General features: G+C 54.9%; 14 protein-coding genes. 6 read left to right on the top strand and 8 right to left on the bottom strand.

Going from position 1 to position 15,643, the window contains the following annotated elements:
• Nucleotides 1–56: 56 nt before the first annotated feature.
• Nucleotides 57–1,097, top strand: coding sequence for an HDOD domain-containing protein (locus RKA07_RS15100; protein WP_310966687.1), 1,041 nt, complete (start codon nt 57–59; stop codon nt 1,095–1,097).
• On the opposite strand, the gene RKA07_RS15095 is transcribed toward RKA07_RS15100, so the two are convergent.
• Nucleotides 1,075–2,409 carry a YihY/virulence factor BrkB family protein gene (locus tag RKA07_RS15095; protein WP_310966686.1) on the bottom strand — a complete coding sequence of 445 codons (1,335 nt, stop codon included), beginning with the start codon at nt 2,407–2,409 and terminating at the stop codon, nt 1,075–1,077. The genes RKA07_RS15100 and RKA07_RS15095 overlap by 23 nt on opposite strands.
• A 197-nt stretch (nt 2,410–2,606) precedes the next feature.
• Here RKA07_RS15095 and RKA07_RS15090 point away from each other — a divergent pair, with 197 nt between their 5' ends.
• Entirely contained in the window at nt 2,607–3,860 is a 1,254-nt protein-coding gene (locus RKA07_RS15090) for an OmpP1/FadL family transporter (RefSeq protein WP_200202803.1), read from the top strand.
• A 31-nt stretch (nt 3,861–3,891) separates the two neighbouring features.
• Here RKA07_RS15090 and lpoB read toward each other — a convergent pair whose 3' ends face one another.
• The 4 genes from lpoB to RKA07_RS15070 form a co-directional block, all read right to left on the bottom strand.
• On the bottom strand, nt 3,892–4,494 hold the full coding sequence (gene lpoB / locus RKA07_RS15085; RefSeq protein ID WP_200202804.1) for a penicillin-binding protein activator LpoB: 603 nt from the start codon (nt 4,492–4,494) through the stop codon (nt 3,892–3,894).
• Between the two features lie 13 nt (nt 4,495–4,507).
• Nucleotides 4,508–4,900: a DUF1425 domain-containing protein gene (locus tag RKA07_RS15080; protein WP_227714528.1), complete on the bottom strand. Its 393-nt coding sequence runs from the start codon at nt 4,898–4,900 to the stop codon at nt 4,508–4,510.
• 63 nt (nt 4,901–4,963) lie between these two features.
• Nucleotides 4,964–6,439, bottom strand: coding sequence for a COG3014 family protein (locus RKA07_RS15075; RefSeq protein WP_310966685.1), 1,476 nt, complete (start codon nt 6,437–6,439; stop codon nt 4,964–4,966).
• Nucleotides 6,440–6,503: 64 nt separating this feature from the next.
• Nucleotides 6,504–7,439 carry a D-2-hydroxyacid dehydrogenase gene (locus tag RKA07_RS15070; RefSeq protein ID WP_310966684.1) on the bottom strand — a complete coding sequence of 312 codons (936 nt, stop codon included), beginning with the start codon at nt 7,437–7,439 and terminating at the stop codon, nt 6,504–6,506.
• A gap of 74 nt (nt 7,440–7,513) precedes the next feature.
• On the opposite strand from RKA07_RS15070, the gene tmpT reads away from it, so the two are divergent.
• The 4 genes from tmpT (at nt 7,514) to RKA07_RS15050 (ending at nt 13,249) form a co-directional block, all read left to right on the top strand.
• On the top strand, nt 7,514–8,167 hold the full coding sequence (gene tmpT, locus RKA07_RS15065; protein ID WP_310966683.1) for a thiopurine S-methyltransferase: 654 nt from the start codon (nt 7,514–7,516) through the stop codon (nt 8,165–8,167).
• Nucleotides 8,168–8,406: 239 nt separating this feature from the next.
• On the top strand, nt 8,407–10,329 hold the full coding sequence (locus tag RKA07_RS15060) for a PrkA family serine protein kinase (RefSeq protein ID WP_200202808.1): 1,923 nt from the start codon (nt 8,407–8,409) through the stop codon (nt 10,327–10,329).
• A gap of 68 nt (nt 10,330–10,397) precedes the next feature.
• Nucleotides 10,398–11,693, top strand: a complete 1,296-nt coding sequence (locus tag RKA07_RS15055) for a YeaH/YhbH family protein (RefSeq protein ID WP_310966682.1) — start codon at nt 10,398–10,400, stop codon at nt 11,691–11,693.
• Nucleotides 11,690–13,249: a SpoVR family protein gene (locus RKA07_RS15050; protein ID WP_200368894.1), complete on the top strand. Its 1,560-nt coding sequence runs from the start codon at nt 11,690–11,692 to the stop codon at nt 13,247–13,249. The genes RKA07_RS15055 and RKA07_RS15050 overlap by 4 nt, the downstream gene beginning before the upstream one ends.
• On the opposite strand, the gene RKA07_RS15045 is transcribed toward RKA07_RS15050, so the two are convergent.
• Genes RKA07_RS15045 through RKA07_RS15035 form a run of 3 tightly spaced genes read right to left on the bottom strand, consistent with a single transcriptional unit; the run spans nt 13,238 to nt 15,632 of the window.
• Entirely contained in the window at nt 13,238–14,599 is a 1,362-nt protein-coding gene (locus tag RKA07_RS15045) for a sensor histidine kinase (protein WP_200368893.1), read from the bottom strand. The genes RKA07_RS15050 and RKA07_RS15045 overlap by 12 nt on opposite strands.
• A complete protein-coding gene (locus RKA07_RS15040; protein ID WP_200368892.1) occupies nt 14,596–15,267 on the bottom strand; it encodes a winged helix-turn-helix domain-containing protein in 672 nt (223 codons plus the stop codon). The genes RKA07_RS15045 and RKA07_RS15040 overlap by 4 nt, the downstream gene beginning before the upstream one ends.
• A complete protein-coding gene (locus RKA07_RS15035; RefSeq protein WP_200202813.1) occupies nt 15,264–15,632 on the bottom strand; it encodes a PepSY domain-containing protein in 369 nt (122 codons plus the stop codon). The genes RKA07_RS15040 and RKA07_RS15035 overlap by 4 nt, the downstream gene beginning before the upstream one ends.
• Between the last annotated feature and the right edge of the window lie 11 nt (nt 15,633–15,643).

The raw sequence follows: 15,643 nt of genomic DNA, 5'->3' as shown, positions 1-15,643 counted from the left end.
ATACTGCAAGTTACAGGCACGTACAGTTTCACGACTGATTCATTCGGAGGCAACGGATGCCAGGCTTTTTTTCCTGGGTAGCAGATTTTTTTAAAACTGAGCAACCCTCACCTCCTCCGGCTCCTGAGGCGCGACTGTTCAATCCTGCGAAAACTACTGAGCCTGCCGAATCAGCCGAAGACGCACAAAGCCTGACAATGCAGCTTGAAGAAAATCTCTTCTGCTGGTTACTCGACACCGGCCCCGCAAGGCTACGGGATGAGCAGTCATTATCTGAACGCGCCTTGCAAGAGCTGGAACACCGCCTCACGAACAAAAAGATGGAAGAGCTGCCACGGCAGCCCATGACGCTCCCCATGCTTATGAGAGCCCTCTCGGACGAGTCTGGCGATCGGCAGAAGCTGAGCCAGATTATTCTGGGAGACCCCTCTTTAACCAATCAGATACTGCAGATTGCCAACAGCCCTTATTTCCGCACCGGCGATCACACCATTGAGTCTGTCGACCAGGCCGTGTTCATCCTTGGTATTGATGGCATCCGGAATGTGATTTCAGCAGCTGTTATGCGCCCTATGATGGCAGCCCGAAATAGCCGGGAAGCACTGTTTGCCCAGCGTGCCTGGCAATGGGGCCTTACGTGTGCCCGTGCAGCAGAATTTATAGCAAAGCTTCGTGGGGAGGACGCAAGCGCCTGCTTCACCGTCGGTCTGCTACCGGCATTATCCTATATCACCCTCCGTAGAGAGCTTCAGCAGATATGCAAGGCTCAGCCTGGGGCTGGAGAGCCAAACGTGGTACTGGTTCGCACAGCTCTGGCACGCTATCAGTGGGTGGCTTCGCAGGTGATTGCCAGTGAGTGGGGGCTTCCGCCCAAATACCATGCGTACCTTATGTCTGCAGAACGCCCGGCGCCCGCTCGGGAAGGTACAACCCTGGTGGATGGCATGGTGATAGGCAGCCGAGAAGTATTACGTCATGCCCACCAGCGCAACCTGCCCGAGGAAGACCTCGAGAAAATCCTAAGCCTTGATACAGAACAGACAGGCCGCGTACGGGTAGCTTTGAAGGCCGCTCTCAGCGCTGGCGCTCGCGGTTAGCCTCTGCGCCAGGGGCATTTTTCAGCAAGGCGGCAAACGTAGTAGATTCATTCTCCCGCTCTCCTTTGAGCAACTCAGGGGGGAACACCGGAGGCAGCCGGTCCACCACGCGATCCTCGTCGTGGCGAACGGCCTTCAGCACATCTCCCACCGTAATAAGATCCAGCGCCCGCCCCGGCACCAACTGATCACCCTGGCGGCCGGCAAGCGTGAGTATGCCGGCACGAATCAGCTTGTCACTTACTCCTCGCGTAACTTCTCCTGGCACTCGTAAGGATTGCTCCAGAACCTCCTGCTGCGGTGCTGTACTGCCCTCACTGAAGGGGCGAGCCACCAGCCACATCATGGCCAAAGCAATTTTTTCCTGAAGCTCTGGAGACAGTTGAACATGACTGCGCTTGGCAACCGAACCCGGGTTTTGCAAATAGAACGCGAGGCTGGCGCCCAAAAGCAGAATCATCCAGTTCAGGTATATCCAGGTCAGCATGATAATGCCGATCGCAAAGCTGGAATATATTGCGGCATACTTGGCTGAGCCTGCGACAAACGACGCAAACAGCATTCCGCCAGCCTGCCAGGAAACCCCGGCAACCAGACCACCAATAAACGCATACCGCAGCTTTACGCGGGTATTGGGCATAAACACGTATACAAAGGTGAAGGCGCCCACCACAAGAAAGAACGGCGTAAAGCGGCTGAGCACAAGAATCACTGAGCCAAATGGCTCAATGGCAATCAGCGTCTGCACAAAAGACGAAGAAAAAATCGTCGCACTTACGCCAATAGCCGATACCATTAACAGAGGCCCAACCATGATAACGCTCAGGTAGTTACTGAACCTCTGGGCCACGGAGCGCATCTCTGGCACCCGCCAGATCATGTTGAATGACCGCTCTATTTTCTGAACCAGCGACACCACGGTGTACACCAGTAACGCAAGACCCACAGAGCCCAGCACTCCCACCTTCATGTTGTCTACGAAGCCCAGTATGCGCTCTGCCATTTCAACGCCTTCAGGCCCCATAGGCTGAAAAAACTGAAACAGGAAAGGCTCCATGCGCTGATGCACACCAAGCGCTTTCAGCACCGAAAAACTCAACGCCAACAGCGGCACAATACTCAGCAGTGTGGTGTATACCAGGCTCATGGCGTGCAGGGTTAACTGGCCGCTGACGACATCACGTATGAGAGCATAAATGGAACGCCCGGCCTTGTATAACAGGGTCCAGGGCCAGGTTTGCGGCGGATTCGGGTTTGCAAGAATCCATGTCTCTGCTGCCTGGAGTCGTTCTTTGAATTGGAAAGAGGCCACTTTAGATCCTGTTGTTCCTGTTTTGTTCAGATTATCAGCTAGATATCCGATACCGCTCAAGTATGACTGATTAACAGCTTTTTGCGAGACACTCAATTCTATATAACCATATCATCATTTTTCACTTCCCCTTATAACAACAATTCTGTAAAAAGACGCCTACCTTAGATATGTCGCTTAACCAACCGGGTCTTTACATGCGCATCAAATCTGCTTTAGGAGCTATAGCTCTCGCAACTCTCCCAACCACCGTTCTCGCAACCAACGGCTACTTCAGCCATGGCTACGGAACCATCAGCGCTGGTATGGCAGGCGCAGGTTCGGCGTTATCACAAGACAGCCTGGCAGCGGCGACCAACCCGGCAGGCATGGCGTTTGTTGGCAGCAGATCAGACGGTGGGCTGGAAATTTTCTCTCCTCGCCGGAGCTACACAGTTGAAGGTGGTGCCCCCAATACAGCGCAGACCTTCTATCTGGCGCCAGGTGCTGTATCCAGTGAGAACAAAGCCTTTTTCATTCCTCACTTCGGCTATAACCGTGATCTGGACAACGGCCACAGCCTGGGTCTGTCTATATTTGCCAATGGCGGCATGAACACCGAATACTCTGGTGATAATGGCGGGACGTTTGGAGGGGGTAAAACCGGAGTAAATCTGGAGCAGGTTTTCATTGCGCCCACCTGGTCCTGGGAGTTCTCTGAAGGGCAAGCTTTGGGCATTTCACCACTGATTGCCTACCAGCGCTTCAAGGCCGAAGGTTTGCGCAATTTTTCGGGCTTCTCCTCCAACCCGAACGCATTAACCAACAACGGCACCGATGATGCCTGGGGCTATGGCCTTCAAATTGGCTGGCAGGGGCAAGTAACAGAAACTCTTCGCGCTGGGGCTAGCTGGCGCACGATTATCGAAATGGAAGAGTTCAGCAAATACGAAGGTCTGTTTGCCGAGCAAGGTGGTTTCGATATTCCACAAATGTTCAACGCAGGCGTTGCATGGTCTGGCATTCAAAACCACTGGCTTCTGCTGGATGTTCAGCACATCCGTTACAGCGACATCAACAGCGTCGGCAACCCGATGATGCCTAATCTGATGCAAGCTCAACTGGGTGATGATCAGGGTGCCGGCTTTGGCTGGGACGACATGACCATCGTCAAACTGGGGTGGCAGTGGCAGCAAGACGCAGCTCAAACCTGGCGCGCCGGTGTCAGCTACGGCAAACAACCGATTCCCGATGAGGAAGTACTGTTTAATATCCTTGCACCGGGCGTTCAGGAGTGGCACTTCACCGGCGGCTTCACCCATCACTTCAGCGAAAGCCTGGAAGTGTCCGGCATGGCATTTTACTCACCACGTAAAAACGTCCGGGGCGATAACCCCATGGGCCCCGGCCAGGAAATTGAACTGGGTATGACCCAGATCGGTACCTCTTTAAGCGTTGGCTACCAGTTCTGAGCTTAAAGCAGGCGGGCACCCCCGCCTGCTTTTACCAGGTAACCGACTTGTCAGACCCCCGTTTGATGATAGGGGTTTCACCTTCCCAAATGGCCAGACCAGACGCCAATTCTGTCAAAGACAGCTGGATGTAATACTCAACCTGCTGCTCTTTTCCTACCTTGTGATTACGCTGGAGAATCTTTCCTGAAAGGCTCAGGTCGGGCGCCTGGAGCGTGCCTTTGCGCTGCACGCCAGATTGATCAAACTCCTCGGAATCTCGCAGCTCTCGCGCCTTCATATTCATTTCATCTTCAGCACCGTTGAGACCAACAGCGGTGGTAGTCACAACCTTGCCTGAGCGCAGCAGTGATACGCGGATTTTCTTGGTGAGCTGGTCGGTATCAATGCGCTGCATGGTGTCGTTGGTTATGCGGCTTACCACCATGATGTAACGGCTGCCGTCCGGGTTGTTCACGGCACCGCTGGAGAGCATATCTTCTACAGCGTCGGTTGCCGCTTTTTCAAAGTCCCGGTAATCCATGGTCATTGCTACAGGACCATCGTCTGCAGCCGGGTCAATATAACGGGTGGGCGCGGCACAGCCGGCCAGAACAGCAATACCGACAGAAATGGCAAGGGCACGTATCAACATTGGGTTTTCCTTCTTATTTAGGTTCACGAAGATGTAACTGGAAACTGGTGGCTCGGGAATGCGGAGCGGTCGCTTTAAAATAGCGGGGCTGGCCAGTTAGCAACGTCGCCTGGCGGTAGCTCTCGCCAACACCCTTCACCACCCTGCCAAGGTCATCGAACCAGGTAACCTTCCAAGCCAGCTCTGTATCTGATCTCGCTTCCACAGCAAACTGCACCTGCAGGAGGCTGCTGCCATCAGGCAGTGTCAGTCTCGATTTGAAGAGTTCTGTTACGTCTGCGGCATAGACCACTTCAGGATCGACCCTCAGCTCCTGACGGTCGATCATTGTAGTGTTGGTTTCTGGCTGAGAAGCGCAGCCCACCAAACCAAGAACCAGCAAGCTGGCCAAGAATAACGATTTCATAACGAACATCCTGCTTTTCTGGTGTATTGATTACTTGATCTGTGAAACCCGTGAAGGTTCATGCTACTCGGGAAAGCGTGCAAAAGTCGCATTCGTTTTACCCTGCAAATCCATGATTATCACTGTTGCCGGTGCCTGAGCGGTCGGTCGTTTAACATACACCAGGGTGAAGGGCTGTTGTGGAACGTCCAGGTTACCCAACACCTCACCCCGATGACCCAGCAGTGTCAGGCGCCCATCGTCCGGGCGGTCGATGCGAGCAGCCTGCCAATGGTTAGGCAGGGCTTGCCAACTGCGCAGATCCGCCTGGGTTGTTGCAACAGTCAATACGGTCGCGAAAAGCTGGCCTATCGGGCCGAACTGATCAGCGGCTTCCTTTTGAAGAACTGCCTTGCCAATCGCCGATGTAACGGCCCGGGCCAACACCCACGGAAAACGCTCTTTCATTTCAGTACGAAACACCTTGCCCATATCCGAGATTCGTTCCGTTGTTGCCACTTGGCCAGAGGCGTCTGACACACCAATACTACCGGGTATAGCGGGACGTTCGGCGTATTCAGGCAACGCAATTCCAAAATAGGCCGGTACTTGCTGGTTGCCATGAAGCAATATCAGAGGCACATCGAGGCGCGACTCTCTCAAAACCGGGCCCAACCCGTTTTCATACACAACCCACACCTGTGATGGCAAGGCTGCAAGGCTCTGAGTACCGGAGGCAAGGCCGGTTGCCAAGTCTGCATCAGCCCGCAGCGCAGCGCTTTGCGGGCTGATTTCTGCCACCCGCTTGAGTGAGGTGGCGGCACGCTCATAGTCAGCACCGCCTTCGGCATTGGCCAGAAAATAGATGCCGTGTAGCCAGGTGCTTGCGGGTACAATAAATTCAGGGAACACAGACCAGGTCGACGATGAACCGTAGCGATTATGGACTGCTGACTGGAATTCCCTGCTCCCGAGACTGCTTTGCACCATAGAGGCTTTTCTGTTGCCGCTCTGAGCCTCACTTTTCAGAACGGCTTGCTGCTCCGCGATTTCCTTGCGAAAAAATTCAACGGCGCGTCGGGTACGATCATTGGCTCTGTTAAATTCCACTCTGGCATAGTCATTGTTGCCCTCAGCCAGGAACGCCAGTGCTTTGTATGTGTTGACGAGAACCGCCTCAGACATCAGCGCTTTGTAGTCGCGCTCGGAGTCGTTAACCATCACGGCCATCAAGCCTTCCACGGTGTTTTCAAACAGCCCCGCCGTGTCGAGGTTTTTCATTCCGTCTTCAGCCAGATCATAAGCCTTCACAGACTCACTGTTGCGATCAGTCAAACGGTACATTTCGCCCTGATGCAGCAATTCGAGCAGGTGCGCCCCGGGATCAACTGGCTTGTTTTCGGGTTGGCTAAAGCTCACCGCCTTCAGTGCAGAGTCGTAGTCCCCGGCAGCATAGGCTGAGTTGAACAAGGCTAGCTGGTCGCGATGCTGCGCTGTCGAACACCCTGAAAGCATGGCCGCCGCAACAACTACAAAAACTGCACACCAAGGTTTTATCAAACCGTCATACCCTGCAAACCATATCCCCCTGCCACTCTCTGTTGCTCCCCCGCCTTATGATCCTTCAAGAAACCGATGCAAGATTATGCGCGGTAATTTCCACAATCCGCTGCCGCGCTTCGCGACTGGCCCAAGCCGAGTGCGGTGTAACAATCAGATTCGGAATTCCATCGGCGAGTAAGGGATTACCATTTTGTGGCGGCTCCTCTGTCAGCACATCAAACCCGGCGCCGCCGATCACGCCATTACGAAGTGCATCGGCCAGCGCCTGTTCATCCACCAAACCTCCGCGGCTGGTATTAATCAGCAGGGCATCGGGCTTCATCATCTGCAACTCCCGGGCACCAATCAAATTTCGGGTTTCGTCGGTGAGCAGGCAGTGCAACGAGAGCACGTCTACTTGCGGCAGCAATTCATCGAGGGGAATCCGCGGGTAGCCGTCTGTCTCCCCCGCCGGCTGCCCGGGCCTGGCACCGAGTAATATTTTCATACCAAAGGTTTTGGCCCGCTCAGCAACGCCTTGGCCCAGATCGCCATAGCCAATAATACCGAGGGTTCGGCCTTCCAGTTCCAGGATCGGGTGATCCATCAGGCAAAACATGTCGCTTTTGCCCCAGCGCCCTGCCCTCACATCCCGGTCATAATCCAGCAGGCGTGTTGCCAGCGCCAGCATCAGTGCCATGGTGTGCTGCGCCACGGTTGAGCGCCCGTAATTCGTGACATTCAGCACCCGAACGCCGTGATCTTTTGCCGCCTTCAGGTCAACGTTGTTCAGCCCGGTAGCTACAACAGCAATGGTTTTCAGCTCCGGGCATCGTTCGATATGCGCCCGGGTAAGTACCACCTTGTTCACCAGCACCGTATCGAAGCCCCTAATTCGCTCAAGCACTTCACCCGGCGCTGTCGCGGCATGTTTCACTATGCCGCCGGCAACCTGCTCAATGGGGGTCAAATCGACATCGTTGCCAAGCGTAGTGGCATCAAGAAACACGGCTTTCATAGGTTTGTCCTTCGTCAATATGCGCAAAGATTAGGGTAGACTGAATCAAACGTCCAAGTAAGGGAGCAGCAACCATGGAACATGACTTTTGGCACGAACGCTGGAGCAAAAAAGAAATCGGCTTCCACGAAGGTTCCGTCAACAAATACCTGTACGACCATTGGCCCGAACTCTCTGGCGGCGGCACAGAGGGTGTTTTGGTGCCCTTGTGCGGCAAAGCTCACGATATGTGGTGGCTACATGATCGCGGGCACCCGGTCATCGGCGTGGAGCTGAGCGAAATCGCCTGCAAGGATTTCTTTGCTGAGGCTGGCGAGAAAGCCATGGTGCACCCAAGCGAGCCATTTACCACCTTCGAGCACGGCAGCCTGCAACTCTGGTGCGGTGATTTCTTTCAACTGGTGCCAGATGATCTGCGACACATACGTCTGGTATATGACCGCGCCGCCTTGATCGCCTTACCCCAGTCGATGCGCAAGCCTTATGTGGATCATCTTACGGCCGTCATCCCCGACGGCACACGCATTCTGCTCATTACTCTGGACTACAACGCAAAAATCACCGGGCCGCCATTCAACGTTAGCGACGATGAAGTTCACGAGCTCTACAGCGCTGACTATGACATCAAGCGTGTTCTAACCAACACTCTTGCCAGCGACAATCCATTCACCAAACGCAAAGGCCTTGCCAGCGCTACGGAGAGTGTTTTCCAGCTTACCAAACGCTGAGGCTGAGGCCATGGCAATAACATAATTTAATGAACCTTAACCATTTGCTCCCTGTCCAACCTCGTGACCGTGGACTAAGCTCAGACAGAGCAGGCCGAAACCCGACACAGATCGCGGCCGGCCAGAACGGATGATTCCAGCCACCCATAACCAAAACGAATCGCCACCATGGCGACCGTAAACCCAACGGGGATATTGCGTGCATTAGAAGCTAAAGAACCGCGAGCGAGGGGCTACCCATGAGCATACTGCAGCAGTTTAAAAACCGGTATGAGAGCACCCAGGAAGAAGAATACAGCCTCGAGGAATATCTCGAGATCTGCAAGAAAGACCCAACGGCCTATGCATCGGCCGCAGAACGACTACTGATCGCCATCGGCGAACCTGAGTTTGTCGATACGTCCCGCGACCCACGTCTGTCGCGCATCTTTTCCAACAAAATCATCAAGCGATACCCGGAGTTTTCGGAATTCTATGGCATGGAAGAAGCCGTAGAAAACATCGTGTCGTTCTACCGGCACGCAGCTCAGGGCCTGGAAGAAAAGAAACAGATCCTTTACCTGCTGGGACCGGTTGGTGGCGGTAAATCATCACTGGCGGAAAAGCTCAAATACCTGATGCAGAAGGTGCCCTTCTATGCCATCAAGGGCTCCCCGGTAAACGAATCCCCCCTGGGGCTTTTTGATCCGGCAGAAGACGCGGCCATCCTGGAAGAAGAGTACGGGATCCCAACACGCTACACCAAGAACATCATGTCCCCCTGGGCAGTGAAACGCCTGCACGAGTTTGGCGGCGATATCAGTAAGTTCCGCGTGGTAAAGAAATACCCTTCTGTGCTGGACCAGATTGGCGTATCCAAAACCGAACCGGGAGACGACAACAACCAGGACATTTCTGCCCTGGTGGGCAAGGTGAACATCCGCATGCTGGAGGATTACTCCCAGGATGATCCCGATGCCTACAGCTTCAGTGGCGGCTTGTGCAAAGCCAACCAGGGGCTGATGGAATTTGTGGAGATGTTCAAAGCGCCCATCAAAGTACTGCACCCACTGTTAACCGCAACTCAGGAGGGCAACTACAACACCACCGAAGGCATGGGTTCGGTGCCATTCGATGGCGTTATTCTGGCTCACTCCAACGAGTCGGAGTGGCAAACCTTCCGCAACAACAAGCACAACGAGGCGTTTCTTGACCGGGTGTATATCGTCAAGGTGCCTTACTGTGTGCGGGTTACGGAAGAAGTGGAGATCTACAAGAAGCTGCTGAAAAACAGTTCCCTTGCCGGCTCGCCCTGCGCACCGGATACTCTGGACATGCTGGCGCAGTTCTCTGTGCTCTCCCGCATCAAGGAGCCGGAGAACTCCAGCATCTTCTCCAAGATGCGGGTTTACGATGGCCAGAACATTAAAGACACAGACCCCAAAGCCAAATCCATTCAGGAATACCGGGATGCTGCAGGCGTAAACGAAGGCATGGACGGCCTCTCTACCCGGTTTGCGTTCAAGATTCTCTCCAAGGTGTTCAACTTTGACACCACCGAAGTGGCCGCCAACCCGGTTCATCTGCTGTATGTAATTGAGAAGCAGATTGAACAGGAGCAATTTGCGCCAGAAGTTCAGGAGCGCTACCTGCGCTTCATCAAGGAATTCCTGGCTCCCCACTACGTTCAGTTTATCGGTAAGGAAATCCAGACCGCTTATCTGGAAAGCTACAGCGAATACGGCCAGAACCTTTTCGACCGCTATGTAACCTATGCCGACCTGTGGATTCAGGATCAGGAATTCCGGGATCCTGAAACCGGTGAAATTCTCGACCGCTCTTCTATCAACGAGGAACTGGAAAAAATCGAAAAGCCGGCGGGCATCAGCAACCCAAAGGATTTCCGCAACGAGGTGGTCAACTTTGTGCTGCGGGCACGAGCCAATAATCAGGGTGAGAACCCGTCCTGGCTCAGTTATGAAAAACTCCGCAGCGTGATCGAGAAGAAGATGTTCTCCAACACCGAAGACCTGCTGCCGGTTATTTCATTCAATCCCAAAGCCAGCCAGGAGGATCAAAGCAAGCACAAGCAGTTCGTCGAACGCATGGTCGATCGGGGCTACACCGAGAAGCAGGTGCGCCTGCTTGCAGAATGGTACCTGCGAGTTCGCAAGTCGCACTAGCAGGGCAGTATGGCCGGGCACAACCGGCCTGCAGCTTTTGCCCCGAACGTGTAAGTGGAGTGTGAATTATGGGTATGACCCACATTGTCGACCGACGACTGAATGGCAAGAACAAGAGCGCGGTGAACCGGGAGCGGTTTTTGCGCCGCTACCGGCATCACATCAAGAAGGCGGTTTCGGATGCGGTGCACCGGCGCTCAATCACCGACATAGAACGGGGGGAGAGCGTCAGTATTCCCACGCGGGACATTGATGAGCCGGTGTTTCATCACGGCCAGGGTGGTCATCGCGAGATGGTTCACCCGGGCAACCGGGATTTTGTAACGGGAGACCTGTTGCCCAAGCCCGAAGGTGGTGGCGGCCAGGGTCAGGGGCAAGGCAATGCCAGCCCAGATGGCGAAGGCATGGATGAATTTGCCTTCCAGATTACCCAGGACGAGTTTCTGAACTTCCTGTTCGATGATCTGGAACTCCCGAACCTTGTCCGAAAGCAGCTCAAGGATACCGAGTCCTTCAATTATGTGCGTTCCGGGTTCAGCACCCAAGGCGTACCCGCCAAGCTCGACGTTATCCGGTCACTGCGCGGTGCCCATGCTCGCCGGTTGGGTCTGGGTGGCGCACGCAAGAAGAAAATTCGTGAACTTGAGGCCCAACTCGCGGACCTCAAAAGCGCGCCTGCCGATCTGGATGCAGCCTTCAGCCACGATGATCAAATCCGGGTGCTTGAGGACGAAATTGCCCGGCTGAAAGCCAATGTAAAACGCATCCCCTTCATTGATGAAATCGACCTGCGCTACCGACAGCACCTGAAGCAGCACAAACCGGCCACCAGCGCCGTCATGTTCTGCCTGATGGATGTGTCCGGTTCCATGACCCAGATGCACAAGGATACCGCCAAACGGTTTTTCATCCTTCTGTACCTGTTCCTGAGAAAAAACTACAAGAAAATCGATGTGGTGTTTATCCGCCACCACACCAGCGCCAAGGAAGTGGATGAAGAAGAGTTTTTCTATTCCCGGGAAACCGGTGGCACCATTGTTTCCAGTGCTTTGAAGTTGATGCACAAGATCATCGACTCCCGCTACTCGCCTGCAGAGTGGAATATCTATGCAGCCCAGGCCTCCGATGGCGACAACTGGAACGACGACTCCCCCATCTGCGGCAAGCTTTTAACTGACCGCATTCTGCCCCTGGTGCAGTACTTCGCCTATGTAGAGATTACGCCCCAGGATCACCAGATGCTCTGGCATGAATACGAACGGGTACAGGAGCAATTTCCGGGGAGTTTTGCCCAACAGCAAATTGCCGACCCGAGCGAGATCTACCCGGTTTTCCGTCGGCTGTTTGAGAGGAAAGCGGCATGAGCGATGCAATAGACCGCCCCAATGCGCCAGGCAATGACAGCCCGGCCACTCGCAAGCCCATCTCCACTGGCTCGGAATGGACCTTCGATCTGATTCGGCAGTACGATGAAGAAATCGCCAAGTGCGCTGCCGAGTTCGGCCTGGACACCTACCCCAATCAGGTTGAAGTAATCAGCGCCGAGCAAATGATGGATGCCTACAGCTCGGTTGGCATGCCGGTTGGCTACAATCATTGGTCCTTCGGCAAGCAGTTTCTCAGCACCTCCAAAGGCTACCAGCGCGGGCAGATGGGGCTGGCCTATGAAATAGTCATCAACTCCAACCCCTGCATTGCCTACCTGATGGAAGAAAACACTCTGCCCATGCAGGCACTGGTCATCGCCCATGCCTGCTATGGCCACAACTCCTTCTTCAAAGGCAATTACCTGTTCCGCACCTGGACAGACGCCAGTGCCATTATTGATTACCTGGTGTTTGCCCGGAATTATGTATCCGAATGCGAAGAGCGCTATGGCGTGGATGCAGTTGAGCAAATACTGGATTCCTGCCACGCGTTAATGAACCACGGCGTTGACCGTTACAAGCGACCTGCACCCATTTCTGCCGCCAGGGAAGCCCAGCGCCAGGAAGAGCGGGAAGAATACCTGCAACGGAGGGTGAATGATCTGTGGCGCACCATTCCAAAAATGAGCGAGGATGAAGACCCGGTAAAGCGCAAAAAACGCTACCCGGAGGAGCCTCAGGAAAACCTGCTGTACTTCATCGAGAAAAATGCCCCGCTACTGGAAACCTGGCAACGGGAGATTATCCGGATTGTGCGCAAGCTGGCTCAGTACTTCTATCCACAGCGCCAGACCCAGGTGATGAACGAAGGCTGGGCTACCTTCTGGCATTACACCTTGCTGAACAGAATGTACGAGAAAGGTCTGGTAACCGATGGCTTCATGCTGGAGTTCCTGCAGAGCCACACGGCGGTGGTGTACCAGCCACCATTCAATAGCCCCTGGTACTCCGGCATCAACCCTTACACTCTTGGCTTTTCGATCTTCACCGATCTGCGCCGAATCTGCGAAACACCCACCCATGAGGATCGCGAATGGTTCCCCGACATCGCCGGCACGGACTGGGTGAAAACCCTGCACTTTGCCATGGCCAACTTCAAGGATGAGAGTTTTATCCAGCAGTTCCTTTCGCCCAAAGTGATGCGGGACTTGAGGCTGTTTGCCATTGAGGATGACGATATGGAAGACAACTACAAGGTAACGGCCATTCACGACGAGCCAGGCTACCGGGAATTGCGGGAGAAACTGGCACGCCAGTACAACCTCAGTTACCGGGAACCCAATATTCAGGTGTGGAACGTGGATTTACGGGGCGACCGCTCACTGATGCTCAGGCATGTGCCGGTGGACAGAGTGCCTCTGGGCAAAGATACAGAAGAGGTGCTGCGGCATGCACACAGGCTCTGGGGCTTTGATGTGCATCTTGAAAGTGTCGACGAAGGTAGGGTATTAGATGAGTACCATTGCCCGCACCCGCCGCCGTTAACCCCCTGAGCGCAGCTGGGCCAGGGGCAGAATCACTTCGGCTCGCAAGCCGCCTTCGGGGCTGTCATCCAGCCGGAGCTCGCCGCCGTGCAACTCCACCAATTCAGTAACTATCGATAGCCCCAGCCCGGAACCGGACTTTGCTTCATCCAGCTTGCCACCACGGCTCAGAGCCTGCTGGCGGGTTTCCGGAGACATGCCAGGCCCGTCGTCTGAAACGCTGAGCACCAGCCAGCCCCCTTCAACGGTGCCGGTCAAATTTATGAAACTTTTAGCCCAGTTGATCGCATTTTCCAGCAGATTTCCGACAATTTCCTGCAAGTCCTGGGCATCAATCCGCACCCTGAGCCCTGAGTTCAACTCGCTATGAAACTCCAGGCCGCGCCTGCCCGCTAGGCGCCGAACACCCTCAACCACGGGCTTGAGTACGACAATGAGTTCCTGTTCCGCTCCCAGTGCGACCGGCCCTGCTGCGGAAGCACGGGCAAGATGGTGCCTTACAGCCTCATCCAGGCGTTTAAGTTCCGCAGCCATGGCCTGTTGCTGCTCCTGGGGCAAGCGCTCTGCCAGAGTGCCCAGTACCGCGACCGGAGTTTTCAGGGCGTGAGCCAGATTACCGGCAGCTGTTCTACCCCGCTCCATCAGGCGCTGATCTCTATCCAGCACGGTATTGATCGCGTCCGCCAGCCGTGCCAACTCTCTGGGCAGGTTCGTCTCAATGGCTGGTTGGCGACCCTGTTCTACCGCTTTCAGGCTTTGTTCAATCCGGCGCAGAGGCGCCAGTCCCCAGCGGATCTGCAATCCGGTCAGCACAATAAGAAGACCGCCCAGTGTCGCCAACGACAACCACAGTAAGGTCTGAAACCTCGCAACCTGTGCTTCGACTTCATCCAGGCTGGCGGCCACCTGCACATGTAAAACCTCATCAAGGTTGGGAAGGCGTATATCGCGCTCCAGCAACCGGAGCTGTTTATCTCTGGGCCCGATGATGGTTCGAAAGGCCATGCCAGGCTCATGAGAAATGGCCAGCCGTTGATCCCATAGCGAGCGGGAAGTAAGCACCCGCTCACCCTCATCACGCACTTGCCAGTACCAGCCCGAAAACACACGATCAAAACGCGAATCACCCAGCTGTCTGTTGGTCACCAGAGTGTCTTGCCGAACATCATAACTGACGCCGGCAATGACCACATTGAGCAGGCTTTCAAGTCGTTCATTGAAGGCGGTATTCACCGCCTCCCTGAAATTCCACGACAACAGAGCGCCGGCAGCCGGCAGTATCAGCACAGTCAGCACCAGTGCCGACGCCAGCATTCGTGTGGCTATTGGAAGACGGCGCAGCTTGTCTGCCGATATCATGATGCCGTGTTATCCGAAACCATCCGGTAGCCCTGGCCGCGCAAGGTTTCAATACTCCGGCTGCCCAGTTTTCGCCGCAGGCGGCTGACTTGAACATCAATCACATTGGAATCAGGCTCTGTGTCGCCGTCATACACATGCTCGGTTAACTCCGCACGGCTGACCACGCGAGGCGCGGCATGTACAAGATGGGAAAGCAGCCGGAATTCCTGAGCCGTCAGGGATACCGGCATTCCGGCACGGGTAACCTGTGCACTGTGTGTATCCAGAGAAATATCTCCTATGCGGATAACCGGGTGGGCGTGGCCATGGGCCCGGCGCACCAGGGCTCGCAACCGGAACAGGATTTCGGCCGTTTCAAACGGTTTGGTGACGTAGTCATCGGCGCCCGCAGAAAAACCTGCGGCTTTGTCTGACCAGCGTTCACGCGCGGTCAGAATCAGAACCGGCAACTCAATGCCCTGTTCGCGCCATCCGGACAACCATTGAGCGCCGTTGCCATCGGGTAGCCCGAGATCCAGAATCACTGCGTCGTAGCGCTCGGTAGTGATCAGAAAATCCGCGGTACGGCCGTCTCCTGCGATCTCCACCAGCAAGCCGGCATCCTCAAGTGAAGCGGCAAGCCCCTGTGCCAGCGGTTGATCATCCTCTACCAGTAAAATTTTCATTGGCGCTTCATTCCCTTGATGTTTTTGCCCTCAATGCCGATCAGCTCACCGGTTACTGCGTCCACTTCAAACTCCACCACCTGGCCTTGTGAGCCCAGCAGTTCGATTTCGTAGATCCGCCGGCCATCGTCTTCCTCAAACTCCACATCAATCACCTGGCCATCCCAGTCGCGCAGCAGGCTGTCCAGAATATCACCCAAGGGCTTTATGCGGCCGGCCTGCACCTCTTCATGGAGTTTGCGCCAGTCTTCATCTGCGGAGGCTGGCATGGGAAGGGTCAGGCACAAGGCAATGGCAAACGCCGCAACAATAAACGCAGCGGTGGGGATGATCAGCTTCAGAAGATAGCAGGGCAGTTTTTTCATGGGTTCATTCT

This window comes from Marinobacter xiaoshiensis, from assembly GCF_031631795.1.
In the GTDB taxonomy this organism is placed as follows: Bacteria; Pseudomonadota; Gammaproteobacteria; order Pseudomonadales; family Oleiphilaceae; genus Marinobacter; species Marinobacter xiaoshiensis.
This window is presented reverse-complemented; position numbering and strand designations above follow the sequence as displayed.